This is a genomic window from Psychrobium sp. MM17-31, from assembly GCF_022347785.1.
GTDB lineage: Bacteria > Pseudomonadota > Gammaproteobacteria > Enterobacterales > Psychrobiaceae > Psychrobium.
In genome coordinates this window covers 955,410-974,429 of sequence record NZ_JAKRGA010000001.1, presented here as the reverse complement: position 1 = coordinate 974,429, position 19,020 = coordinate 955,410, and the positions used below count along the sequence as shown (strand labels likewise).

The following is a 19,020-nucleotide window of genomic DNA, read 5'->3' as shown; positions in this document are numbered from 1 at the left end:
AATAAAGTCAGTTTTTAAACAACTGAATGAATTGGCTGTTTGATGATTGGTTGCATTTCGTTACAACTCTTTTGGCTGCGTAATGCGTTGAATTGTTGTACATAAATTAGTAAAGGGCGTACACTATCTGCGCTAAAAATTTGATTATGCCCTTATCGCTGCGCCCCTCCGCTATGCTCCGCAACGTTTTTTCTCGGTGATCTTTTCTCGAAAAAACAGTGCAGTGATAAAAAATCAGAAGATTAGGTACCAAATTTGAAGACTACAGATCGCTGTCACTATTCTCTTTTACGTCCGCATCAGCGTTTGTGGTTTAACCCCTTTCTTTGCCTATTACAGGCGACCTTGTGTTTTTCGAGGAATGTATGAAATTGAAATTATTCGCTATGGTTATGGCGAGCACAATAACCCTTACACTAACGGCTTGTAACGACGAACAAGCACCTGCGCCTTTTCAAATGCCACCACAAGCCGTGGATTTTATTACTGTGACTACGACGGATGTCGCTTTTAACCAGCACCTGCCAGCGCGCGCTGTGGCGTCGGCTATTGCCGATGTGCGACCGCAAGTGACAGGCATTGTTAAACAGCGTCTGTTTGAAGAAGGCTCTAGAGTTGGTGCGGGACAAGCGCTTTATCAAATTGATGACACTATTTATCAAGCAAACTTGCAATCGGCAAAAGCAGAGCTCGTGCGCACTCAAGCTAACTTAAAATCTGCCAAAGCTGAGCTGGCTCGTTACAAACAACTGCTAAAAGACAAAGCAGCAAGCGCGCAGCAATACGATCAAGTCAATGCCAATTATTTAGCGGTATTAGCTGAGCTAGATGTGCGTAAAGCGGCTATTCACAAGGCGCAGGTTGATATTGAATATACCAAGGTAAAAGCACCGATTGGCGGCCAAATCAGTAAATCTAATGTTACCGTCGGCGCGTTGGTAACCGCAGGACAGGCACAAACACTCGCGACTATTACTCAGCTTGACCCTATCTACTTTGATATGGTGCAAAGCAATAAAGAGCTACGCGATGTTCGAAATCGACTCGCCAGTGGTGAGCTATCTAAAGTTAAACAAACCGCGCAGCTGACGTTTGGTGACAACGACAATTACCCGCACCTTGGTGAATTGAAATTCAACGAAGTGCGCACTAATCCAAGTACAGACACCGTGACACTGCGCGCTGAATTTAGCAATCCTGAACACAACCTATTACCGGGCATGTTTGCGCAAATCGATCTTACGCAAGCGGTGCGCGAAAACTCAATTTTAGTGCCGCAAAGTGCAGTGTCTTTTGATAAACAAGGTCACGCCAATGTCTTTGTTCTGTTAGAGGGCAATAAGGTTGGTATTAAACAAATTCGTATCGGCCGCTCAATTGGCAAAAATTGGTTGGCGTTATCTGGCCTAGAAAGTGGTGACAAAGTCATAACTACTGGCCTACAAAAAATAGGGCCAGGGGCGACAGTTTCACCTGTAATGCCAACAAGCGACGCGGCGAAACAAGGATAAATCATGGCAAGAAGCTTTATAGAACGGCCAATATTAGCATGGGTTATCGCCATCATGATTATGATGGTGGGGATCCTCTCGATATTTAGATTGCCGATTTCACAATATCCCGATGTGGCACCGCCTTCGGTGACCATTAGTGCATTTTATTCAGGGGCATCAGCCCAAGTTGTACAAGACACCGTGGTGCAGGTTATCGAACAAAACCTCAGCGGTATCGACAACGTAAAATATATTTCATCCACCAGTGATTCCTCGGGTGGAGCCAATATTACAGTTACCTTTAACGCAGGTACCGATCCCGATATTGCGCAGGTACAGGTGCAAAACAAACTGCAAACTGCCATGCCATTACTGCCACAAAAAGTGCAGCAAAACGGCGTCCAAGTTACCAAGTCGTCTAGCGCATTCTTGATGGTGATTGGCTTTTACTCCAGTAGTGACCAACTTGACGCTATCGATATAGGCGATTACATGGCGTCGAATATCCAAGACCAAATCAGCCGTATTAACGGTGTTGGTCAGGTGCAATTTTTTGGCAGTAAATACGCCATGCGCGTATGGATGAACCCAGAGAAACTCAACCAATATAAGCTATCAGCACTTGATGTGATGCGAGCGATTCGCGCACAAAACTCACAAGTGGCTGCAGGTGAATTGGGCGGCGCGCCAAGTGTGCAAGGTCAGCAAATTAATGCCAGTATCATCGTGCAAACGGGACTGGCGACGCCAGAAGAGTTTGGCAACATTTTACTGCGTGTTGAAGAAAGCGGTGCAACCATCAAACTTAAAGATGTTGCGCGCGTTGAACTTGGTGGTGATAGCTATCAAGTAGTGGCGGAATATAACGATCAACCAGCCACTGGGTTTGGTATTAACCTTGCCGCAGGTGCCAATGCATTGGAAACTGCACAAGCGCTGCGTGACAAAATCGCTCAGCTGCAACCAAACTTTCCACAAGGCATGGAAGTTGTCTTTCCTTATGACATTACGCCATTTGTTAAGTTGTCGATAAAATCGGTAATTCAAACGCTATTAGAAGCGATCTTGTTGGTATTCTTGGTGATGTACTTGTTCTTACAAAATTTTAGAGCAACCATCATTCCAACCATTGCCGTGCCAGTTGTACTACTCGGTACCTTTGCAGTACTCTCCGTCTTTGGTTATTCAATTAACACCCTCACCATGTTCGGTATGGTGCTGGCCATCGGCTTGCTGGTGGACGATGCCATCGTGGTGGTGGAAAACGTTGAACGGGTTATGCACGAAGAAGGGCTATCGCCGAAAGAAGCGACTAAAAAGTCGATGCAGCAAATTACCAGCGCGTTAATCGGTATCGCAATGGTGTTATCGGCGGTATTCGTACCTATGGCGTTTTTCGGTGGCTCGACTGGGGTTATCTATCGTCAGTTCTCGATTACCGTTGTATCGTCGATGGTGCTATCGGTGATTGTTGCCTTAACGCTAACACCTGCGCTTTGTGCCACCTTGCTAAAATCGCCAGAACATCATCAAAAACCACAACGCGGATTCTTCGCGTGGTTTAACCGCATGTTCGAGCGCTCTAGCACGGGCTATCAATCGTTACTCGGAAAAGTTGTGCAGCGCAGCGGCCGTACCATGGTTGTCTACGGCATTTTAGTTGCTGTGTTAGTTGTGATGTTCCAACGTTTGCCAACTTCGTTCTTACCCGATGAAGATCAAGGCACCATGTTTACTCAAGTAGTGTTGCCGCAAGGCGCATCCACTGAGCGCTCATTGGTGGAAATGGACAAGGTAGAGAAATACTTCTTAGAGCAAGAAAAAGAAAGCGTATCCTCGGTGTTTTCGGTAATTGGTTTTAGCTTTAGCGGTAACGGCCAAAACAACGGCATGGCGTTTGTGAAACTCAAAGATTGGGACGAACGAAGCCGCGACGACCAACACGTTAACGCTGTTGCAGGTCGCGCTATGGGCTACTTTATGACGATTAAAGAAGCCTTCGCTTTTGCCTTTGTGCCGCCGTCGATTATGGAACTTGGCACCGCTTCGGGTTTTGATTTCCAATTGCAAGATCTCGCGGGACACGGCCATGAAAAACTCACGGCAGCGCGTAATCAATTGTTGGGACTTGCGGCGCAAGATCCACGCTTGGTTGGTGTTCGTCCAAACGGTTTAGAAGACACACCGCAGTTTAAAATCGATATCGATCAGCAAAAAGCCATGGCATTGGGACTGTCGCTTGAAGATGTGAACAACACTTTCTCAAGCGCATGGGCACCAACCTATGTTAATGACTTTATCGAACGCGGTCGTGTCAAACGCGTTTACGTACAAGCTGACGCGCCATATCGCATGATGCCGGACGATATCAAATACTGGTATGTCAAAAACAACCGCGGCGAAATGGTGCCATTTAGCGCCTTTGCTACTGCGCGATGGGTGTTTGGCCCACCAAAATTAGAGCGCTACAACGGTGCGCCATCGGCGCAAATATTTGGTCAAGCGGCACCGGGATTAAGCTCTGGTGATGCCATGGCGGCAATGAGTGAACACGTAAAACAGCTACCAGCCGGCTTTGGCTTTGAATGGTCTGGCATGTCACTGCAAGAAAAACAATCAGGAGCGCAAGCGCCATTGTTATACGCATTGTCGATGCTGGTGGTATTTTTGTGTCTCGCCGCGCTATACGAGAGTTGGAGCGTGCCATTTGCGGTAATTCTGGTAGTGCCACTTGGTGTGATGGGGGCAGTGAGCTTCGCGTTAGCGCGTGAGTTATCCAACGATGTCTACTTCCAAGTAGGCTTGTTAACTACCATTGGATTGGCGTCTAAAAACGCCATTCTAATCGTCGAATTCGCCCGCTCATTGTACTTGCAAGGACACAGCTTAGTGGATGCAACGCTGCAAGCCGCGAAGCTACGCTTACGCCCAATCATCATGACCTCAATGGCCTTCATGCTTGGCGTAACGCCGTTAGTAATTGCCACTGGCGCTGGCTCTGGCAGTCAAAACGCCATTGGCACAGGTGTATTCGGCGGTATGCTATCAGCAACCGTACTCGCCGTAATTTTCGTACCTGTATTTTTTGTGGTGGTGTTTAAACTCAGCCACAGTAAAAAAGAGCAGGAAGAACATAAATTTTAACCGCAGTGTAACTAGGGAATAAAACAATGAAAAAGTTTGAATACAAAATGATCGACTCAAAGGATGTCGCAGCAGTGAGTTTATTTAAAGGCCGTAAGCGCTCTGATATTGAGGCTTATCTCAATAAGCTAGGTGCTCAAGGTTGGGAGCTTGTAAACGCCGACTTTCGAGAATTAGAAGGCGACACCGAGTTTTCGGGAATCATGAAACGCGAGTGCTAGGCATTTGCGGTAAAGTGAAAGGAGGCCATCGCTTGATGGCCTTTTTTATTTGTTCGCCCTGTGACGTGTTACGTATTACTACGTCTAGGCTGATTATTTAAGAATAATACGAGGTTTCTAACGTTAGTCACTTTGTCAAAATATGGATTCTTTTCGGGCTGTTCTGTGCTGATATTTAGTCTGTCTGCGACTGACCAATAAATTTCATCAAGATCGTCAGAGTCTATTTTATAATTTTGTTCAAAGGTATCTTCGGCTTTAATAGGAAATGGTTTACCGTTGTATTTACCTAAATATAATTGCAGTTCATTCCATAATTCGCGCATTATTTTGGTATCAACATTTCTGAAATCAAACGATCTCGCGTATTCGCATATATTGGCGTTACCTCGCTTAGTAGCGAGCTTTTTCATTCTGTAATGCTCGATAGCTGTCCAAATCGCTATTGCGATAATTAAGGCTGAAATAATAAGGAAAGTGTTCATGTTATTTAAGTCATTCTAATTGACAAGTTTGATGACTATTTTTCGCTGTTTTGACTAAAATTTCTGATCGCTTCAGCGGTCATCATAGCTTGTTTGATTCGTTCTTCCGAAGGAATTTCAACGTTAAATGAATCAGTTTCATATTTTTTTCTCAATAAAGCGTATTTTTCAAAACCGCCAAACATTGGGTCTAAATCGCGATATTGCTCTGAAATATCTCCTTGGATACCGTAGAAGGCTTTTAAGAGCGCGCTAAAGTGCTTTTTTAAAGATTCTCGTTCATCTGCATCTGTTATTTCTGCTAAATCTCTATCCAATTTATCGAGTGGCACCGATATCCAAGCCAATGTTTCTAACAATTCTTCCGCGCATTTAAAATCCATGTATTTTTCCTAAAATTAACTTACAGAGTATTATTTACGTGAGCAAAACACCGCATTTTATAGTTTTTAAGTGATTAATTTAGCTATTTATTATGTTTCAATTAGCTGTAATCTTCCCTGAATTAAATCTCCCTTCGAGTCGTTATAACTTGTTGAATAATAAATCTCGTCGAAGAGTTCTAAACCAAAATATTCAACAATAAATGAGATATTTTTAGGGTTATCTTCATCAGCGATTAATCGGTCTGAACGTAGCAGCTGAACTTCCGAGCTATTAATCCAAAGAGTTAGTGAAGTAACTTCATTACAGACGAGTGAGACATAACCTGTTAACTCAACGTTCTCCAATATCTTGGCTTTACATGCCACATGCATAAACTCTCGATATGGTAATGAATTGCCTTCGTGTATTGGGTAGTAGCAGTCCAGACCTTTTTCATAAGGCTTTAAAAATAACTCTTCGAATAATTCGGGGGACTTAAGCTGGCTTTTAATATATTTGATTTCATCAGAGCTTGCCCATTCGCACCAGACATCAAACTTTTCGAAGTCGCTTTTAGTAATATAATCACTAGAAGTTTTTACATAAAATTGATTCATACTTAAAATACTATAGAAACGCAATTTACTATTTTAGCTTACGCTCTATAAATTCAAACAAGTTAATTTGGAGTCCGAAGATAGTTAAGAATTGCCTTTGAATAGGCATAACCTTCTTACTTTTCGCTAATTTCAACCATATCATTTAATTCAGTTTTTATCATTTCGCAGTACTTGGTGTGGGTGATATCTGGATGTTTGAGGAGAGAGTTAAAAGCCTTAAAGGCTGCGTCAAAGCAAGCGGATTGTAACTCGGCATTCTCGGAGTAACCCGTGCCAATTTGCCAAATTAGGTCAATTACTCTTTCTTTAAATTTACATTGTAAGACGACTTCTTCAAGATATTTTGGCAGCACAGCGGCTGAGCTAAATAAATCGCCTTGCACTATCACGTAATTATCGAGCTTCCAATAGGCAGCTTCAAATGATTTATAGTTCTTGGATAACAAACCAAGTACTGCTTCAGGAACATGCTCTGCTGTGCCTGTTAATACACTTAATTCTTGCCAGTTTTCTTGATGTATTTTCTCTAGCATTTTGTTTGCCTTGAGTTGTTAAATCGCTGATACGAAATAGAACCAATCTCTTAGAGTTTGAACTTTAAAACGATTATAAATACTTTATTTTTAAATACTTTAGGATTTATTTGGTGAAACAAAAAAAGGCCATCGCTTGATGACCTCCTTTTTATTGGGCAGAGTTTACTCTCGCTTAAAACTTGAAGTTTAAGCGGCCGTAGTAGCTCATGCCGTCGAAGCCGTATGGGAGGGCGCGAACTGGATATTGGAAGGCTTGATTGGTGATGAAATCAAGGGCTTCGTCTGCGCCGAGTTCGTCTGGGGTTTTATCAAACAGGTTGTTGATGCCCAGTGAGAACGTTAGGTTTTCTGAGATGGTGTAATCGAAATTCACATCAACTAACACCGCGGCTTCTACCACGCTGGTTGGCTTGAATGAGCCGGTTGGCGATAAAAAGTCTGGTAGGCCGATGTGATCGTTACCGAAGTAAGTAACATCGGTTTCGCCGAAGTAGTTAGCGCGTACTGTGGCGTTCCAGTCGTTTTGGCCGTAGGCCACTGTTAATGTTGCGCGTTCGTGTGGCTGACCGTCGGTTAAGAAGCTGCGTTGTAAGTCATCGAGGGCAACGGTTTTTGGAATGCCAGTTGGCGTGTTTACCGCGTCGATTTCGGTATCATTCACATTACCTGCAAAGGTGACGTCGAGTTTGCCTTCGCCGACATCGGTTGAGTAGGTAACGATTAAGTCGATACCTTTGGTGGTGAGATCAACCGAGTTTGAGAAGTAGTTGGCTTGATCGGCACCTGTGGCGTTTAGCGCAGCTACTGCGGCAGGACTAAAGGCTACGTCGTCAGGTGTTAGCATACTACCCAAAGTGATGCGATCTTTCATGGCGATGTGATAGGCATCTAGGGTAATGGTTACTTCGTCGGTGGCGTCAAATACGAAACCAAAGTTCAGGTTGTTTGATTTCTCAAGTGTTAAGCCGTCAATGCCTAGTGCAGATGGGAAATCAGCACCTGCTGTGGCTGTGAAAGATGGCGATAATACGCCGCCAGCGCCAAGGTTGGTGGTGTAAGCGGTGTAGGCACTTTGCTGAAGCGATGGTGCTCTAAAGCCACTTGAAATAGCGCCGCGAATTGATAAGTCGTCGTTAATTTCATAACGAGTTGACAGCTTACCAATGATGTCGTCGCCAGCGTCTGAGAAGTCTTCGTAGCGCACTGCTGCGCCTACTAGCCATTCATCCGACAGTTGCGTTTCGATATCGGCGTAGAGGGCGTAGCTATCGCGGCTTTGTTTGTTGGCGGCATCTGGGCGAAGTCCTGGATAGGCTTGGAAACCACAGCCAGCGAATGTATCTGGGTCGATAACTGATGGGAATGAACTGCTGCTGTTAGATGCGCCACAGGCGTATGAGGCTAGTTCACCTGCAACGATTTGGTAGTTCTCTTTGCGATATTCTGCACCGTAAGCGATGAATAGCGTTAGGTCATTGTCGAGTTCGATACTGCCTGATACATCGGCATTAACCGTGGTTTGGTCGAATCTAAATCCACCTGAATAGCCTGATGTTGGGCCCGCATTAGCGGCTATATCGCTATCTGATGCGTCAGGATTGTTGGCAAGATATTCGGCGGCATAAGATGCGTTGATGGTGTTTTTCGAGTCAAAGTCGTAGCGGTTTTCACCGTATACGGCAGAGATGTCGTACGCCCAGTCTGGCGAAATGTCGCCGCGTAAGCCGATAGAGAATGAGGTGTCGCGTGCTTCGTTGTCGATGCGCGGTAAGAAACCATCTGGGTAGGCCTGCGGAACGTTACGATCTGCTTCATCAAAGTTGCGATAAAAACCATTGCCTAGTGCCGTACGTGTAGAAACACCGCCGAATGAATATAGCTCGGCTTCACCTACTGGCAGCATAGCGTTGTAAAATACGGTAGAGAATTCTGATTCAGCATTACCTTGGCCCCAACGAACAGTGTCGGATAGCGTGCCTTTGGCGATGGTTGATGAACCACCGATGTCGCGTTGAGCGCGGTTAGTACCGCTGTAATCACGGGCTTCTAACGATAGGTTAATGTAGCCACCATCATCGCCTAAATCGAATCCGCGATTTAAACCCAAGGTAATGTCATCACCGTCACCTTCGCTGGTTGAGCCAGCTTGGATAAAGCCTGTTGTAATGCCAGTGGTGTTTTTAAGTGATAGGTTAATTACACCTGCAATCGCGTCTGAACCATATTGCGCGGCTGCGCCATCACGCAGTACTTGCACATCGGCAAGAGCAGTCATTGGAATCGCATTCATGTCGGTGCCAGCTGCACCAGCACCAACGGTGCCATTGAGGCCAAAGATAGCTTGGTTGTGGCGGCGCTTACCATTGACTAACACTAGTGTTTGGTCTGGTTGTAAACCACGTAAAGTCGCTGGACGGAATAAGTCTGAGCCGTCTGAAACTTGGGTACGGGAAAAGTTAAATGATGGCGCGGTAGCTTGCAGGCTTTGGCCTAGCTGAGTAAAACCACCTTTAGTTAGTGCATCTGCATCGATAATATCGATTGGGGCTGTTGATTGGGTCTCGGTGCGACTTGAAACGCGAGAGCCGAGGATTGAGATTTTCTCAACATCTTTTGCTGTGTCTTTTGTTGATTCCGCCGCGTTGGCAGTTGCTGTAACTGTGCCTAATGCGAGTGTTATGGCAACGGAGAGCGAATTCGCCTTAAAACTCTTTATCATTTATTTTGATCCTTTGAATCTAATTTGTTTATTAAGTTCGGTCGATGTTACAACCGATTAACAAAAAACTATAGTCCTGATAACGAATTTGATATTACCAATTAGCCTAATTTGAATCGTTTGTATAATTTTTGGACATAAAGAGGGTTGAAAGATAAGAAAAAGCCACCTCAGATAAAGGTGGCTTGGTGACGGTTGTATTGGTGTAAGACGCCTGAGTTAATCGAGCTTGAATAAACGAACGATTTCAGACATCTGGCTACTGCTGTGTTTAAGATCGTGGCTTGCGTTGGCAATCTCTTCTGTATCTGTAGCTGCATCTACCGTCATTTGTGATAAGTCGCTAATGCGTTTATTCACTTCTTCTGCGGCTTGAGTTTGTTGCTCTGTGGCCTCTGCAATGTAGTCACTCATTTGTGAGATCACCTCAATTAAACGTTCTATTTCATTGAGAGAAGTTTCGGCTTGCGCTGCTTGTTCAACTGTTTTATCTGAAGTTTCTTTACTGACAGTTACTGCAGTTACTGCTTCTTGAGCTCCCGCTTGTAGGCGTTGAATCATGCCTTGGATTTCATCGGTGCTCTGGCTAGTTCTGCTGGCTAAGGTACGCACTTCGTCTGCTACAACGGCAAAGCCACGACCCTGTTCGCCTGCGCGCGCTGCTTCGATGGCGGCATTAAGGGCGAGTAAGTTGGTTTGATCTGCAATACCGCGAATCACGTCGAGTACGGCGCCAATGCTATCTGTTTCTGTAGCAAGCCTTGAAATAACATCGTTAACGTTATTGATATTGCCAGACAGTGAATCGATTTGCGCAATGGCGTCGGCAACAACTTGTTTGCCTTGCACTGTATTGGTGGTTGCGTCGTTAGCTGCGGTATTTGCTTGGTCGGCATTGGCGCTAATTTCGCGAATATTTGAGGTCATTTGCTCCATGGCTGTTGCTATTTGCGTCGCATTGTCATTTTGCACTTGAATAGATTCATTACTGCGATGGCTTGTTTGCGACAGCATATCTGCCTGCATCATGACTTGCTCTGAGTTAGCAGCGACTTCTTTGAGTGATTGACGCATTTTTTCGGTGAAAAGATTGAAATAATAAGACAGACGGGAAATTTCGTCGTTGGCATTAGCATTAAGCTGTTTAGTAAGGTCACCTTCACCTTGGGCGATATTTTTCATTAAATCGCTAGCTGCTTTAGTCGGAAGAAGAATACTGGTACCAATCATATAGCTTAACCCCATCACGATAACGATAATCATAAATGTATTAAGCAACATAGCATTGCGTCGCGCTGCAAAGGTTTCTTGAATATCGTCTATGTAGACGCCTGTGCCGATAATCCATTGCCACGGTGCAAATTCTTGAACGAATGATATTTTATCAACAGGCTCATCGGCACCAGGCTTTGGCCATTTATAAGGTAAGAATCCTTGCTTTTGACTACGCACGATTTTGAGCATCTCAACAAAAATCTGTACGCCATCGCTGTCTTGTATATCCGTGACATTCTTGCCATTGAGCGAGGGCTTAATGGGATGCATTAGCATAGTTGGCGTGAAGTCGTTAACCCAAAAGTAGTCGCTGCCGGCGTAACGCATGGCTTCAATGGCACTTAATGCGGCGGCTTTTGCGTCTACTTCAGACATTTTTCCGTCTTGCGATTGCTGGTAATAATGCGCCACGGTAGCGTGGGCGCTTTCAACGAGATGTTGTACTTTTTCGCGTTGCTGATTATTAAGAGATTGATATTGATGGTAGAGGCTTAAGCCACTTTGGAAAAACAGGCCGATAATAACTATGCCAACCATAATGGAAAAGCGCTGCTTGATGGTGAGTTTACGTAAGTTATTCATATTAATTTGTCTCCAATTAAGCGAGTGCTTTAATTCACATTACGCCATTTTTATAGCTTAGGAAAGAAAATTAAAAACTGCTGAATCTTTATCAGATTTTTAGGAAGACTAAGTGTAACGACTAAGCGCTATTTTGCGCTTAGCCAATGGTCGGGTTGCTTTTGTTGTTTGCTTCTGAGTAAATGCTCTAAAAGTTGATGTGGTTCAAGCTTTACTATTTTTTACTCCAGCGCATTACGCCTTCTTGGGCGGTTGAGGCGACGAGTCGGCCTTCACGATCGAAAAATTTGCCCGTGACGAAACCACGGCCGCCACTGGCTGACGGGCTGTCTACTTCGTATAACAACCAATCATCGAATCTAAAGTCACGGTGGAACCACATCGAATGGTCGATAGTAGCCATCTGCAGCTTAGGTGTCATGAACGAAATGCCATGTGGGCGGCCAGCGACCGGCAAAAATGAGAAGTCTGACGCATAACCCAGTAAGTATTTATGAACGCGCAAGTCGTCTGGCAGGGTGCCATTGGCTTTCATCCAAAAGTGTCCTTTGGAGCTACCTATCGTTGGTTTAATTGGATTGAAGTCTTCGACAGGACGAATTTCAATGGCCTTGTCGCAGGTAAACTGTTGACGGATTTTTGATGGAATAAACTCTTGTAAGATGCGGGCGAGTTCTACTTCTGATTGTAAACCATCTGGTCCTGCAACTTGCGGCATTGAGGCTTGGTGATCGAAGGCTTCTTCTTCAACGTGGAACGAACTAGTGAGGTAGAAAATCGGTTGGCCACCTTGAATGGCTTTAGTACGTCTCGTGGCAATAGAGCGACCGGTACGTATGGTTTCTACATCGTAAACAATGGGTTTGGCTGAGTCTGCCATGCGCAGAAAATAACAGTGAAAAGAGTTAAGAGAGAAGCTGCTATCAACAGTTTGCTTGGCGGCAAATAGCGCCTGACCAATTACTTGCCCACCAAAGACGCGTCCAAAGCCTAAATCTTGGCTGTTGCCGCGATAGATACCTTGCTCGATGGTTTCTAGACTCAATAAGTCTAATAATTGATTTAGTACTTGCGACATAGCGTTACCCACAGACTGAAAGAGAGAATGTGCATTTTAGCGTGAATTCAAACAAATGTTTAGCTCCATTGTTGTGAGCGATGATTGAATTCGAATGCAGCTTGCTTTACCATTTACTCAATCATGTCATTGGGTATAAACATTGTCTAATTTTTCTAAATTCATCTGTTTAATGTTGTTAGTTGTGAGCGCTTTGCAAACAACAGCGGCAGCGATGGTGTTTGGTCAAGGGGAGATGATGACTATGTCAATGACATCGCACATGACACCTGAGCAGCAAGCTCATTGTCAGGAAATGATGGAACACGACAATACAGCTCATAATAACGCGACTATGGAATGTAGTAGCGATTGTGAGTGTTGCCCCGGCGTGTGTTCGACATCACCACTTTATCTCAATTTTCAATTCCAAGGATTGACGGCAAGCAGTGCTAATCAGCTGTTTTTCGCGTTAGTCAATCAACCTCAAACCTCTATAACTTCGCTATATCGTCCACCGATAGCCAGCTAATCACAATCTAGATCTATCCATTTTTCATTGATTGAATTTTAAGCGAACTCTTTCGCTTATGATTATTTGTTGGAGTTAATCCATGTTTTTTACTTATAGCAAACGCGCTATTTTCTGCCTGTTAACGGCGCTTAGTATTAATGCCGCTGCGGCAATTCCTCATTTGACGCTAGAGCGCGCTATCGAAGGGGCCGTAACGCAAGATATCTGGCATCGCAAAAATCAAGCCGACGGCGATATGGTACTGGCACAAGCCATTACCGCATCAGCATTGCCAAATCCACAGGTGGGAATGAGCATTAACAATCTCGCTAGCGATAGCTTTGATTTTAACCAAGAGGCGATGACACAATTTAAGCTGAGTGTATCGCAGAAGCTAAATCGCGGAGATAGTGCAGATTTAAGCGCCAAAATGCAGCGTCAGCGTTTTCAGATGTTTCCACTATTGGCGCAAGATCGCCGCGCTCAGTTGCGTTTAGCCGTGGCAAAGTTGTGGCTTGATGCCTATGCCAACGAGCAACGTCAACTGTTGGTGTCACAAGAGCGTCAATTGCTAGAGCAACTTATTAGTAACGCACAGCGTCGCTACGAGTCTGGTGATAAAGCGGTATCGCAAAGTGACATCGTGAGTGCTCAGGTCGAGCTAGCCGCGCTAGATGATCGCATCACTCAACTGCAAATTAATAGCCATCTGGCTAAATTACAGCTAAGGGAATGGTTACCAGATGAGTTAGTTAGCCTGCCATTAGCTCGCGACTTTAAGGCTCAGCTGCTGACATCAGATGTATTGCCTGTGACTAGTCAGGCGTGGAGCGAGCATCTCTATCAGCATCCAAAACTGCAAAGCTTTATTAAGATGCACCAAGCGCTAATGACGAATGTCGATATCGCCAAAGAGTCTTATAAACTGCAGTGGCAGTTTAATGCGAGTTATGGTTTACGCGGTAATGAGCCGCAGGGTGCTTCTCGTGCGGATTTACTTTCGGTAGGCGTTAGTGTCGATGTGCCTTTATTCAACGAGGAGCGAAACGACAGTAAGGTAACTGTGGCTAAGCGCAAGTTGGTGAGCCATCAAACCGAGCGTTTATTACTGTTAAAGTCGATGATTGCCAAGGCGCAAGCGCAGCAGAAGAAACTGCAATTGCTGACACAGCGCCAAGAATTCTATCAGCAGCAATTATTACCTCAGGTAACTAACCTCGTGAGCGCGGCGACAACCGATTACTACAATGAGCAGGGTGATTTCGCCGCAATTCTACGCGCCAGCCTTGCCAAGCTTAATCGCCAAATTCAGGCGTTTGATATCGACATCGAGCGTCAGCTCACTATTTTCCAATTACAGTATTTTCTAAACCAGGCTGCCATTAAGGAGAGCCGTGATGAATAAATTTGTTATCCCTTTTATTACCTTAGTTATCGGCGTTGTGCTTGGCATTTTTATGATGCCAATGTTTTCCGATAAGAATATGGCAAGCGATGAAACTGCTGTCGACAAGCCGCTTTATTGGGTGGCGCCAATGGATGCTAATTATCGCCGTGACGAGCCGGGTCTCTCGCCAATGGGCATGGAGTTAGTGCCTGTGTACGCCGAAGATGCCGCAGAAGATGATGCTGGCGTAGTGAGTATTTCTCCGGTTGTAGTGAACAATCTTGGTGTGAAAACAGCAAAGGTTGAACACGGCACCTTAATGCAGCACATCAATGCGACAGGAGCTATCGAGTTTAATAACGAGAGTCGTGTGGTGATCAACCCTCGCGTTGCAGGTTGGGTTGAAAAACTGCATGTGAAAACCATGGGGGATAAGGTAGAAAAAGGTCAGCCGCTTTACGATTTCTACTCACCAGATCTGGTGAATGCACAGGAAGAGCTGCTACTAGCACAGTCGCAAAAAAGTCGCCGTTTGATTATTGCAGCGACTAAACGCTTGGAAGCGTTATTAGTGCCAAAAAGAGTGATTGAGCAGCTAAAGCGCGGCGGTAAAGTGAAAAATCACATCACTATGTTAGCGCCAGCCTCTGGTGTTATCGAAGCTATTAACGTTAGTGAAGGTAGCTACATTATGCCGAGTAAGCAGTTACTTACTATTGTTGATTTAGGTGAAGTCTGGGCCAATATCGATGTCTTTGAGTCTCAGGCGAGCTGGTTAAAAGTCGGCGATATGGCTGAGGTTCGCGTTGCGGCGTTTCCAACCAAAGTTTGGCAGGGAAGCGTGGACACGATTTATCCGATGCTAGACGGTGATAGCAGAACCTTACGTCTGCGTTTGCGTATTGCAAACGACGATGAGTTACTGCGTCCTAATATGTTTGCCAAGGTAACGATGCATGTTAGGGATGATGACATGAGCTTTCTGGTACCAAACAATGCCGTAATCAGAACGGGGAAAAATAACCGTGTGGTCATGGCGCTTGGCGAAGGACGCTTTAAGTCGGTTGCGGTGGAACTTGGACAAAGCAATGGTGAACAGGTACAGGTTATCTCAGGGCTTGCCATGGATGATGAGGTTGTCACTTCAGCGCAGTTTCTTATCGATTCAGAGTCGAATATCAACTCTGATCTCAAGCGTTATCAAGGTAATGACGAAGAGCAAGCGCAAGCACTGCGTGTATGGGCGGATGCGACAATTAATCGCGTAATGGCTGGTCATGAAATGCTTAATGTGACTCATGGTGCCATCGCCCAATGGAATTGGCCGGAGATGACCATGAATTTTTATATTGACGAGTCGCTAAATATCGATGACTTTAGCGCCGGTCAAAAGCTGCAAATCGAAATTATGGAAGATGATGAAGGCGATTACATCATTACCGATGTGAAAGCGATGGCCATGGAGCACCATCACCATGATTAATTCAGTGATTAAATGGTCGGTGGAAAACCGTATCATGGTGCTGCTGGCAACGCTGTTGCTGGTGGGCGCTGGTTTATACAGCGTACAAAAAACGCCGGTGGATGCCATACCTGACTTGTCAGATGTTCAAGTCATTATAAAAACCAGTTATGCGGGACAAGCGCCACAGGTAGTAGAGGATCAAGTTACTTATCCGTTGACCACGGCGATGCTGTCAGTGCCGGGAGCGCAAACTGTGCGTGGTTTTTCGTTTTTCGGTGACTCTTATGTCTATGTGATTTTCGATGAAGGCACCGATATGTATTGGGCGCGTTCGCGAGTATTGGAGTATTTGTCTCAGGTTGCATCGCAACTACCAGCGGGAGCCAAACCACAGCTGGGGCCCGATGCGACAGGCGTGGGCTGGGTTTATCTTTACGCCTTAATTGATAAAAGCGGTCAACACGATCTCGGTGAGCTTAGAGCAATTCAAGACTTCTTCTTGAAATACGAACTGCAAACTGTGGCTGGCGTGTCGGAAGTGGCTGCGCTAGGCGGCATGGTTAAGCAATATCAGGTACAAATCGATCCCGCGAAGTTACGCGCCTTTAATATTCCGCTATCACTAGTGGCAACAGCGATTCGACAAGGTAATCAAGAGGTTGGCGCATCGGTCATTGAGATGGCGGAAGCCGAATATATGCTGCGTGCGACGGGATATCTGAAGAGTATCGAAGATATTAAACAGATCCCACTAGGCCTTAATAGCCAAGGAACGCCACTGCTTATTCGCGATGTCGCCAATGTAGTGGAAGGGCCGCAAATGCGCCGTGGTATTGCTGAGCTAAATGGTGAAGGCGAAGCAGTCGGTGGTATTGTGGTGATGCGTTACGGTGAGAATGCTCAGCAGACTATTTCCGGTGTCAAAGAGAAGCTAGAGCAGCTTAAGAAAGGCCTGCCGCAAGGCGTAGAAATCGTGCCTGTGTATGATCGCAGCGCGCTTATCGAAAAAGCCGTCGATAATCTATGGATCAAGCTGTTGGAAGAGTTTGGTGTCGTTGCCTTGGTGTGTGTGATTTTCTTATTTCACGTACGCTCGTCGTTGGTGGCTATCGTCAGTCTTCCCGTTGGGATCTTAGCGGCGTTTGTAGTGATGCATTTGCAAGGACTAAATGCCAATATCATGTCGCTTGGCGGTATTGCTATCGCTATTGGCGCGATGATTGACGGCGCTATCGTGATGATCGAAAACATGCATAAGCACATGGAGCAAACGCCATTAACCAAAGAAAATCGCTGGCAATTGGTGACTAAGTCAGCCACCGAAGTGGGGCCCGCGCTATTCTTTAGTTTGATGATTATTACCGTGAGTTTCTTGCCGGTGTTTACGCTTGAAGCACAAGAAGGACGTATGTTTGCGCCATTGGCGTTCACTAAAACTTATGCGATGGCAGCTGCGGCAGCGTTAGCGGTAACGCTAGTGCCTGTGTTAATGGGCTATTTTATTCGAGGTAAGGTGATAAGCGAGCATAAAAATCCAGTTAATCGCGTGCTAACCAAGGCCTACATTCCATTACTCGAAGGTGCCCTGAAATTCCCTAAAACGACTTTGATTACAGCCGTAGCTATTCTGGCTGCTGGCCTATGGCCGGTAAACAAGATTGGCAGCGAGTTTATGCCGCCACTGGATGAGGGGGATATTATGTATATGCCTACGACGTATCCAGGCTTGTCTATTGGTAAGGCGCGCGAGTTATTACAGCAAACTGATAAGCTTATTATGACATTGCCTGAGGTGAAGTCGGTATTCGGTAAGATTGGCCGCGCGGATACGGCAACGGATCCTGCGCCGCTTACTATGATCGAGTCTTTTATTCAGCTTAAACCCCGCAGTGAGTGGCGTGAGGGCATGACTAGCGAAGAAATTCGCCGTCAGCTAGACAAATTGGTGAAGTTACCTGGGGTAACTAACGCGTGGGTGATGCCGATTAAAACACGTATCGATATGTTAGCCACGGGTATTAAAACGCCGGTTGGTATTAAGATCGCAGGACCTGCATTGGGACGAATTGAACAAATAGGTACACAGCTTGAGCAGATCTTAAGTCAGCTCGATGGTACGGCTTCGGTATACGCCGAACGTGTGGCAGGTGGACGTTATTTTAAAATCGATATCGATCGTGTCGCAGCAGCGCGTTATGGCCTAAATATCGGTGATGTTCAGGCCGTAATAGCAACAGCCATCGGCGGTCAGAACGTGACGCAAACGCTAGAGGGGCTAGAGCGTTTTAATGTGAATCTGCGTTATCAGCAAGATTATCGCAATTCACCTGAGGCGCTGCGTCTGATGCCAATTGTCACTAAGCGCGGGCAATACATTAGTCTTGGCGATGTTGCCAATATTAGAGTGGAAGATGGCCCTGCGGGGATCAAGAGTGAAAATGCGCGCCTTAACGGTTGGGTTTATGTGGATATTAGCAATATCGATGTCGGAACTTATGTAGAGCAAGCGCGTGAATTGGTTGCCAGCGAGCTTGTGCTACCTGCGGGTTATTCTATTCGTTGGGCGGGGCAGTTTCAGTATATGGAGCGGGCGAAAGATAAGCTAGCCTATGTGGTGCCGCTAACTTTGGCGCTTATCGTATTACTGCTTTATCTCAACTTTAAGAACCTAACTATGGTGGCGATGATCATGGGCACCTTGCCGCTAAGTTTAGTGGGTAGTGTGTGGCTAATTTATCTGCAAAATTTCAACTTCTCAGTCGCCGTTGGAGTGGGCTTTATTGCCTTAGCTGGGGTGGCTGTTGAAATTGGCGTGATAATGCTGGTATATCTCAACCAAGCCTATGACGACTTGCTCAAAACGCATAGCTCGCCATCACTGATTCAGCTTCAGCAAGCAGTTGTCAAAGGCGCTGGCTTACGCATTCGCCCCGTGATGATGACGGCGCTGTCGATTATTCTTGGCTTGCTGCCAGTGCTTTATGGTACGGGAACAGGATCCGAAGTGATGAGCCGTATCGCCGCCCCTATGGTTGGCGGCATGGTTAGTGCGATGGTGTTAACGCTATTCGTATTGCCTGTGGTGTATTTGTTGTGGCGAAAACGCGCTGTAGCGAAATCTTAAGAGTAAGTGGCGCTCATTAAGGCGAGCGCCAT

General features: G+C 45.6%; 14 protein-coding genes. 7 read left to right on the top strand and 7 right to left on the bottom strand.

The genetic code is table 11. The features are described 5' to 3' along the window. Nucleotides 1–365: 365 nt before the first annotated feature. Genes MHM98_RS04260 through MHM98_RS04250 form a run of 3 tightly spaced genes read left to right on the top strand, consistent with a single transcriptional unit; the run spans nt 366 to nt 4,858 of the window. Entirely contained in the window at nt 366–1,511 is a 1,146-nt protein-coding gene (locus tag MHM98_RS04260) for an efflux RND transporter periplasmic adaptor subunit (protein ID WP_239438014.1), read from the top strand. A 3-nt stretch (nt 1,512–1,514) separates the two neighbouring features. Beyond that, a complete protein-coding gene (locus MHM98_RS04255; RefSeq protein ID WP_239438013.1) occupies nt 1,515–4,637 on the top strand; it encodes an efflux RND transporter permease subunit in 3,123 nt (1,040 codons plus the stop codon). 26 nt (nt 4,638–4,663) lie between these two features. Beyond that, nucleotides 4,664–4,858, top strand: a complete 195-nt coding sequence (locus MHM98_RS04250) for a DUF4177 domain-containing protein (protein ID WP_239438012.1) — start codon at nt 4,664–4,666, stop codon at nt 4,856–4,858. Between the two features lie 68 nt (nt 4,859–4,926). Here the strand turns inward: MHM98_RS04250 and MHM98_RS04245 are convergent, their stop codons facing one another. From MHM98_RS04245 to tesB, 7 genes are all read right to left on the bottom strand, one after another. Continuing rightward, on the bottom strand, nt 4,927–5,343 hold the full coding sequence (locus tag MHM98_RS04245) for a hypothetical protein (protein WP_239438011.1): 417 nt from the start codon (nt 5,341–5,343) through the stop codon (nt 4,927–4,929). 35 nt (nt 5,344–5,378) lie between these two features. Further along, nucleotides 5,379–5,726: a hypothetical protein gene (locus tag MHM98_RS04240; RefSeq protein ID WP_239438010.1), complete on the bottom strand. Its 348-nt coding sequence runs from the start codon at nt 5,724–5,726 to the stop codon at nt 5,379–5,381. A gap of 90 nt (nt 5,727–5,816) precedes the next feature. Further along, nucleotides 5,817–6,326, bottom strand: coding sequence for a hypothetical protein (locus tag MHM98_RS04235; RefSeq protein WP_239438009.1), 510 nt, complete (start codon nt 6,324–6,326; stop codon nt 5,817–5,819). A gap of 116 nt (nt 6,327–6,442) precedes the next feature. Beyond that, the gene (locus MHM98_RS04230) at nt 6,443–6,862 is read right to left on the bottom strand and encodes a hypothetical protein (protein WP_239438008.1); all 420 of its coding nucleotides are present in this window, start codon (nt 6,860–6,862) and stop codon (nt 6,443–6,445) included. 175 nt (nt 6,863–7,037) lie between these two features. Beyond that, nucleotides 7,038–9,581: a TonB-dependent receptor gene (locus MHM98_RS04225; protein WP_239438064.1), complete on the bottom strand. Its 2,544-nt coding sequence runs from the start codon at nt 9,579–9,581 to the stop codon at nt 7,038–7,040. A gap of 222 nt (nt 9,582–9,803) precedes the next feature. After that, a complete protein-coding gene (locus MHM98_RS04220; protein WP_239438007.1) occupies nt 9,804–11,441 on the bottom strand; it encodes a methyl-accepting chemotaxis protein in 1,638 nt (545 codons plus the stop codon). Between the two features lie 214 nt (nt 11,442–11,655). Further along, nucleotides 11,656–12,519 carry an acyl-CoA thioesterase II gene (gene tesB / locus MHM98_RS04215; protein ID WP_239438006.1) on the bottom strand — a complete coding sequence of 288 codons (864 nt, stop codon included), beginning with the start codon at nt 12,517–12,519 and terminating at the stop codon, nt 11,656–11,658. A gap of 142 nt (nt 12,520–12,661) precedes the next feature. Between tesB and MHM98_RS04210 the strand changes: the two genes are divergently transcribed. The 4 genes from MHM98_RS04210 to MHM98_RS04195 all read left to right on the top strand — a co-directional run bounded on the left by MHM98_RS04210 (nt 12,662) and on the right by MHM98_RS04195 (nt 18,988). Beyond that, nucleotides 12,662–13,030, top strand: coding sequence for a hypothetical protein (locus MHM98_RS04210; protein WP_239438005.1), 369 nt, complete (start codon nt 12,662–12,664; stop codon nt 13,028–13,030). 82 nt (nt 13,031–13,112) lie between these two features. Further along, nucleotides 13,113–14,417, top strand: a complete 1,305-nt coding sequence (locus MHM98_RS04205) for a TolC family protein (protein ID WP_239438004.1) — start codon at nt 13,113–13,115, stop codon at nt 14,415–14,417. Beyond that, nucleotides 14,410–15,882, top strand: coding sequence for an efflux RND transporter periplasmic adaptor subunit (locus MHM98_RS04200; protein ID WP_239438003.1), 1,473 nt, complete (start codon nt 14,410–14,412; stop codon nt 15,880–15,882). Before MHM98_RS04205 ends, MHM98_RS04200 begins: the two co-directional genes overlap by 8 nt. Then, nucleotides 15,875–18,988, top strand: coding sequence for an efflux RND transporter permease subunit (locus tag MHM98_RS04195; RefSeq protein ID WP_239438002.1), 3,114 nt, complete (start codon nt 15,875–15,877; stop codon nt 18,986–18,988). The genes MHM98_RS04200 and MHM98_RS04195 overlap by 8 nt, the downstream gene beginning before the upstream one ends. Nucleotides 18,989–19,020: the final 32 nt, after the last annotated feature.

Coding starts and splice junctions, on each gene's coding strand:
- MHM98_RS04260 (WP_239438014.1), top strand. CDS start 366: ATGAAATTGAAATTATTCGCTATGGTTATGGCGAGCACAATAACCCTT.
- MHM98_RS04255 (WP_239438013.1), top strand. CDS start 1,515: ATGGCAAGAAGCTTTATAGAACGGCCAATATTAGCATGGGTTATCGCC.
- MHM98_RS04250 (WP_239438012.1), top strand. CDS start 4,664: ATGAAAAAGTTTGAATACAAAATGATCGACTCAAAGGATGTCGCAGCA.
- MHM98_RS04245 (WP_239438011.1), bottom strand. CDS start 5,343: ATGAACACTTTCCTTATTATTTCAGCCTTAATTATCGCAATAGCGATT.
- MHM98_RS04240 (WP_239438010.1), bottom strand. CDS start 5,726: ATGGATTTTAAATGCGCGGAAGAATTGTTAGAAACATTGGCTTGGATA.
- MHM98_RS04235 (WP_239438009.1), bottom strand. CDS start 6,326: ATGAATCAATTTTATGTAAAAACTTCTAGTGATTATATTACTAAAAGC.
- MHM98_RS04230 (WP_239438008.1), bottom strand. CDS start 6,862: ATGCTAGAGAAAATACATCAAGAAAACTGGCAAGAATTAAGTGTATTA.
- MHM98_RS04220 (WP_239438007.1), bottom strand. CDS start 11,441: ATGAATAACTTACGTAAACTCACCATCAAGCAGCGCTTTTCCATTATG.
- tesB (WP_239438006.1), bottom strand. CDS start 12,519: ATGTCGCAAGTACTAAATCAATTATTAGACTTATTGAGTCTAGAAACC.
- MHM98_RS04205 (WP_239438004.1), top strand. CDS start 13,113: ATGTTTTTTACTTATAGCAAACGCGCTATTTTCTGCCTGTTAACGGCG.
- MHM98_RS04200 (WP_239438003.1), top strand. CDS start 14,410: ATGAATAAATTTGTTATCCCTTTTATTACCTTAGTTATCGGCGTTGTG.
- MHM98_RS04195 (WP_239438002.1), top strand. CDS start 15,875: ATGATTAATTCAGTGATTAAATGGTCGGTGGAAAACCGTATCATGGTG.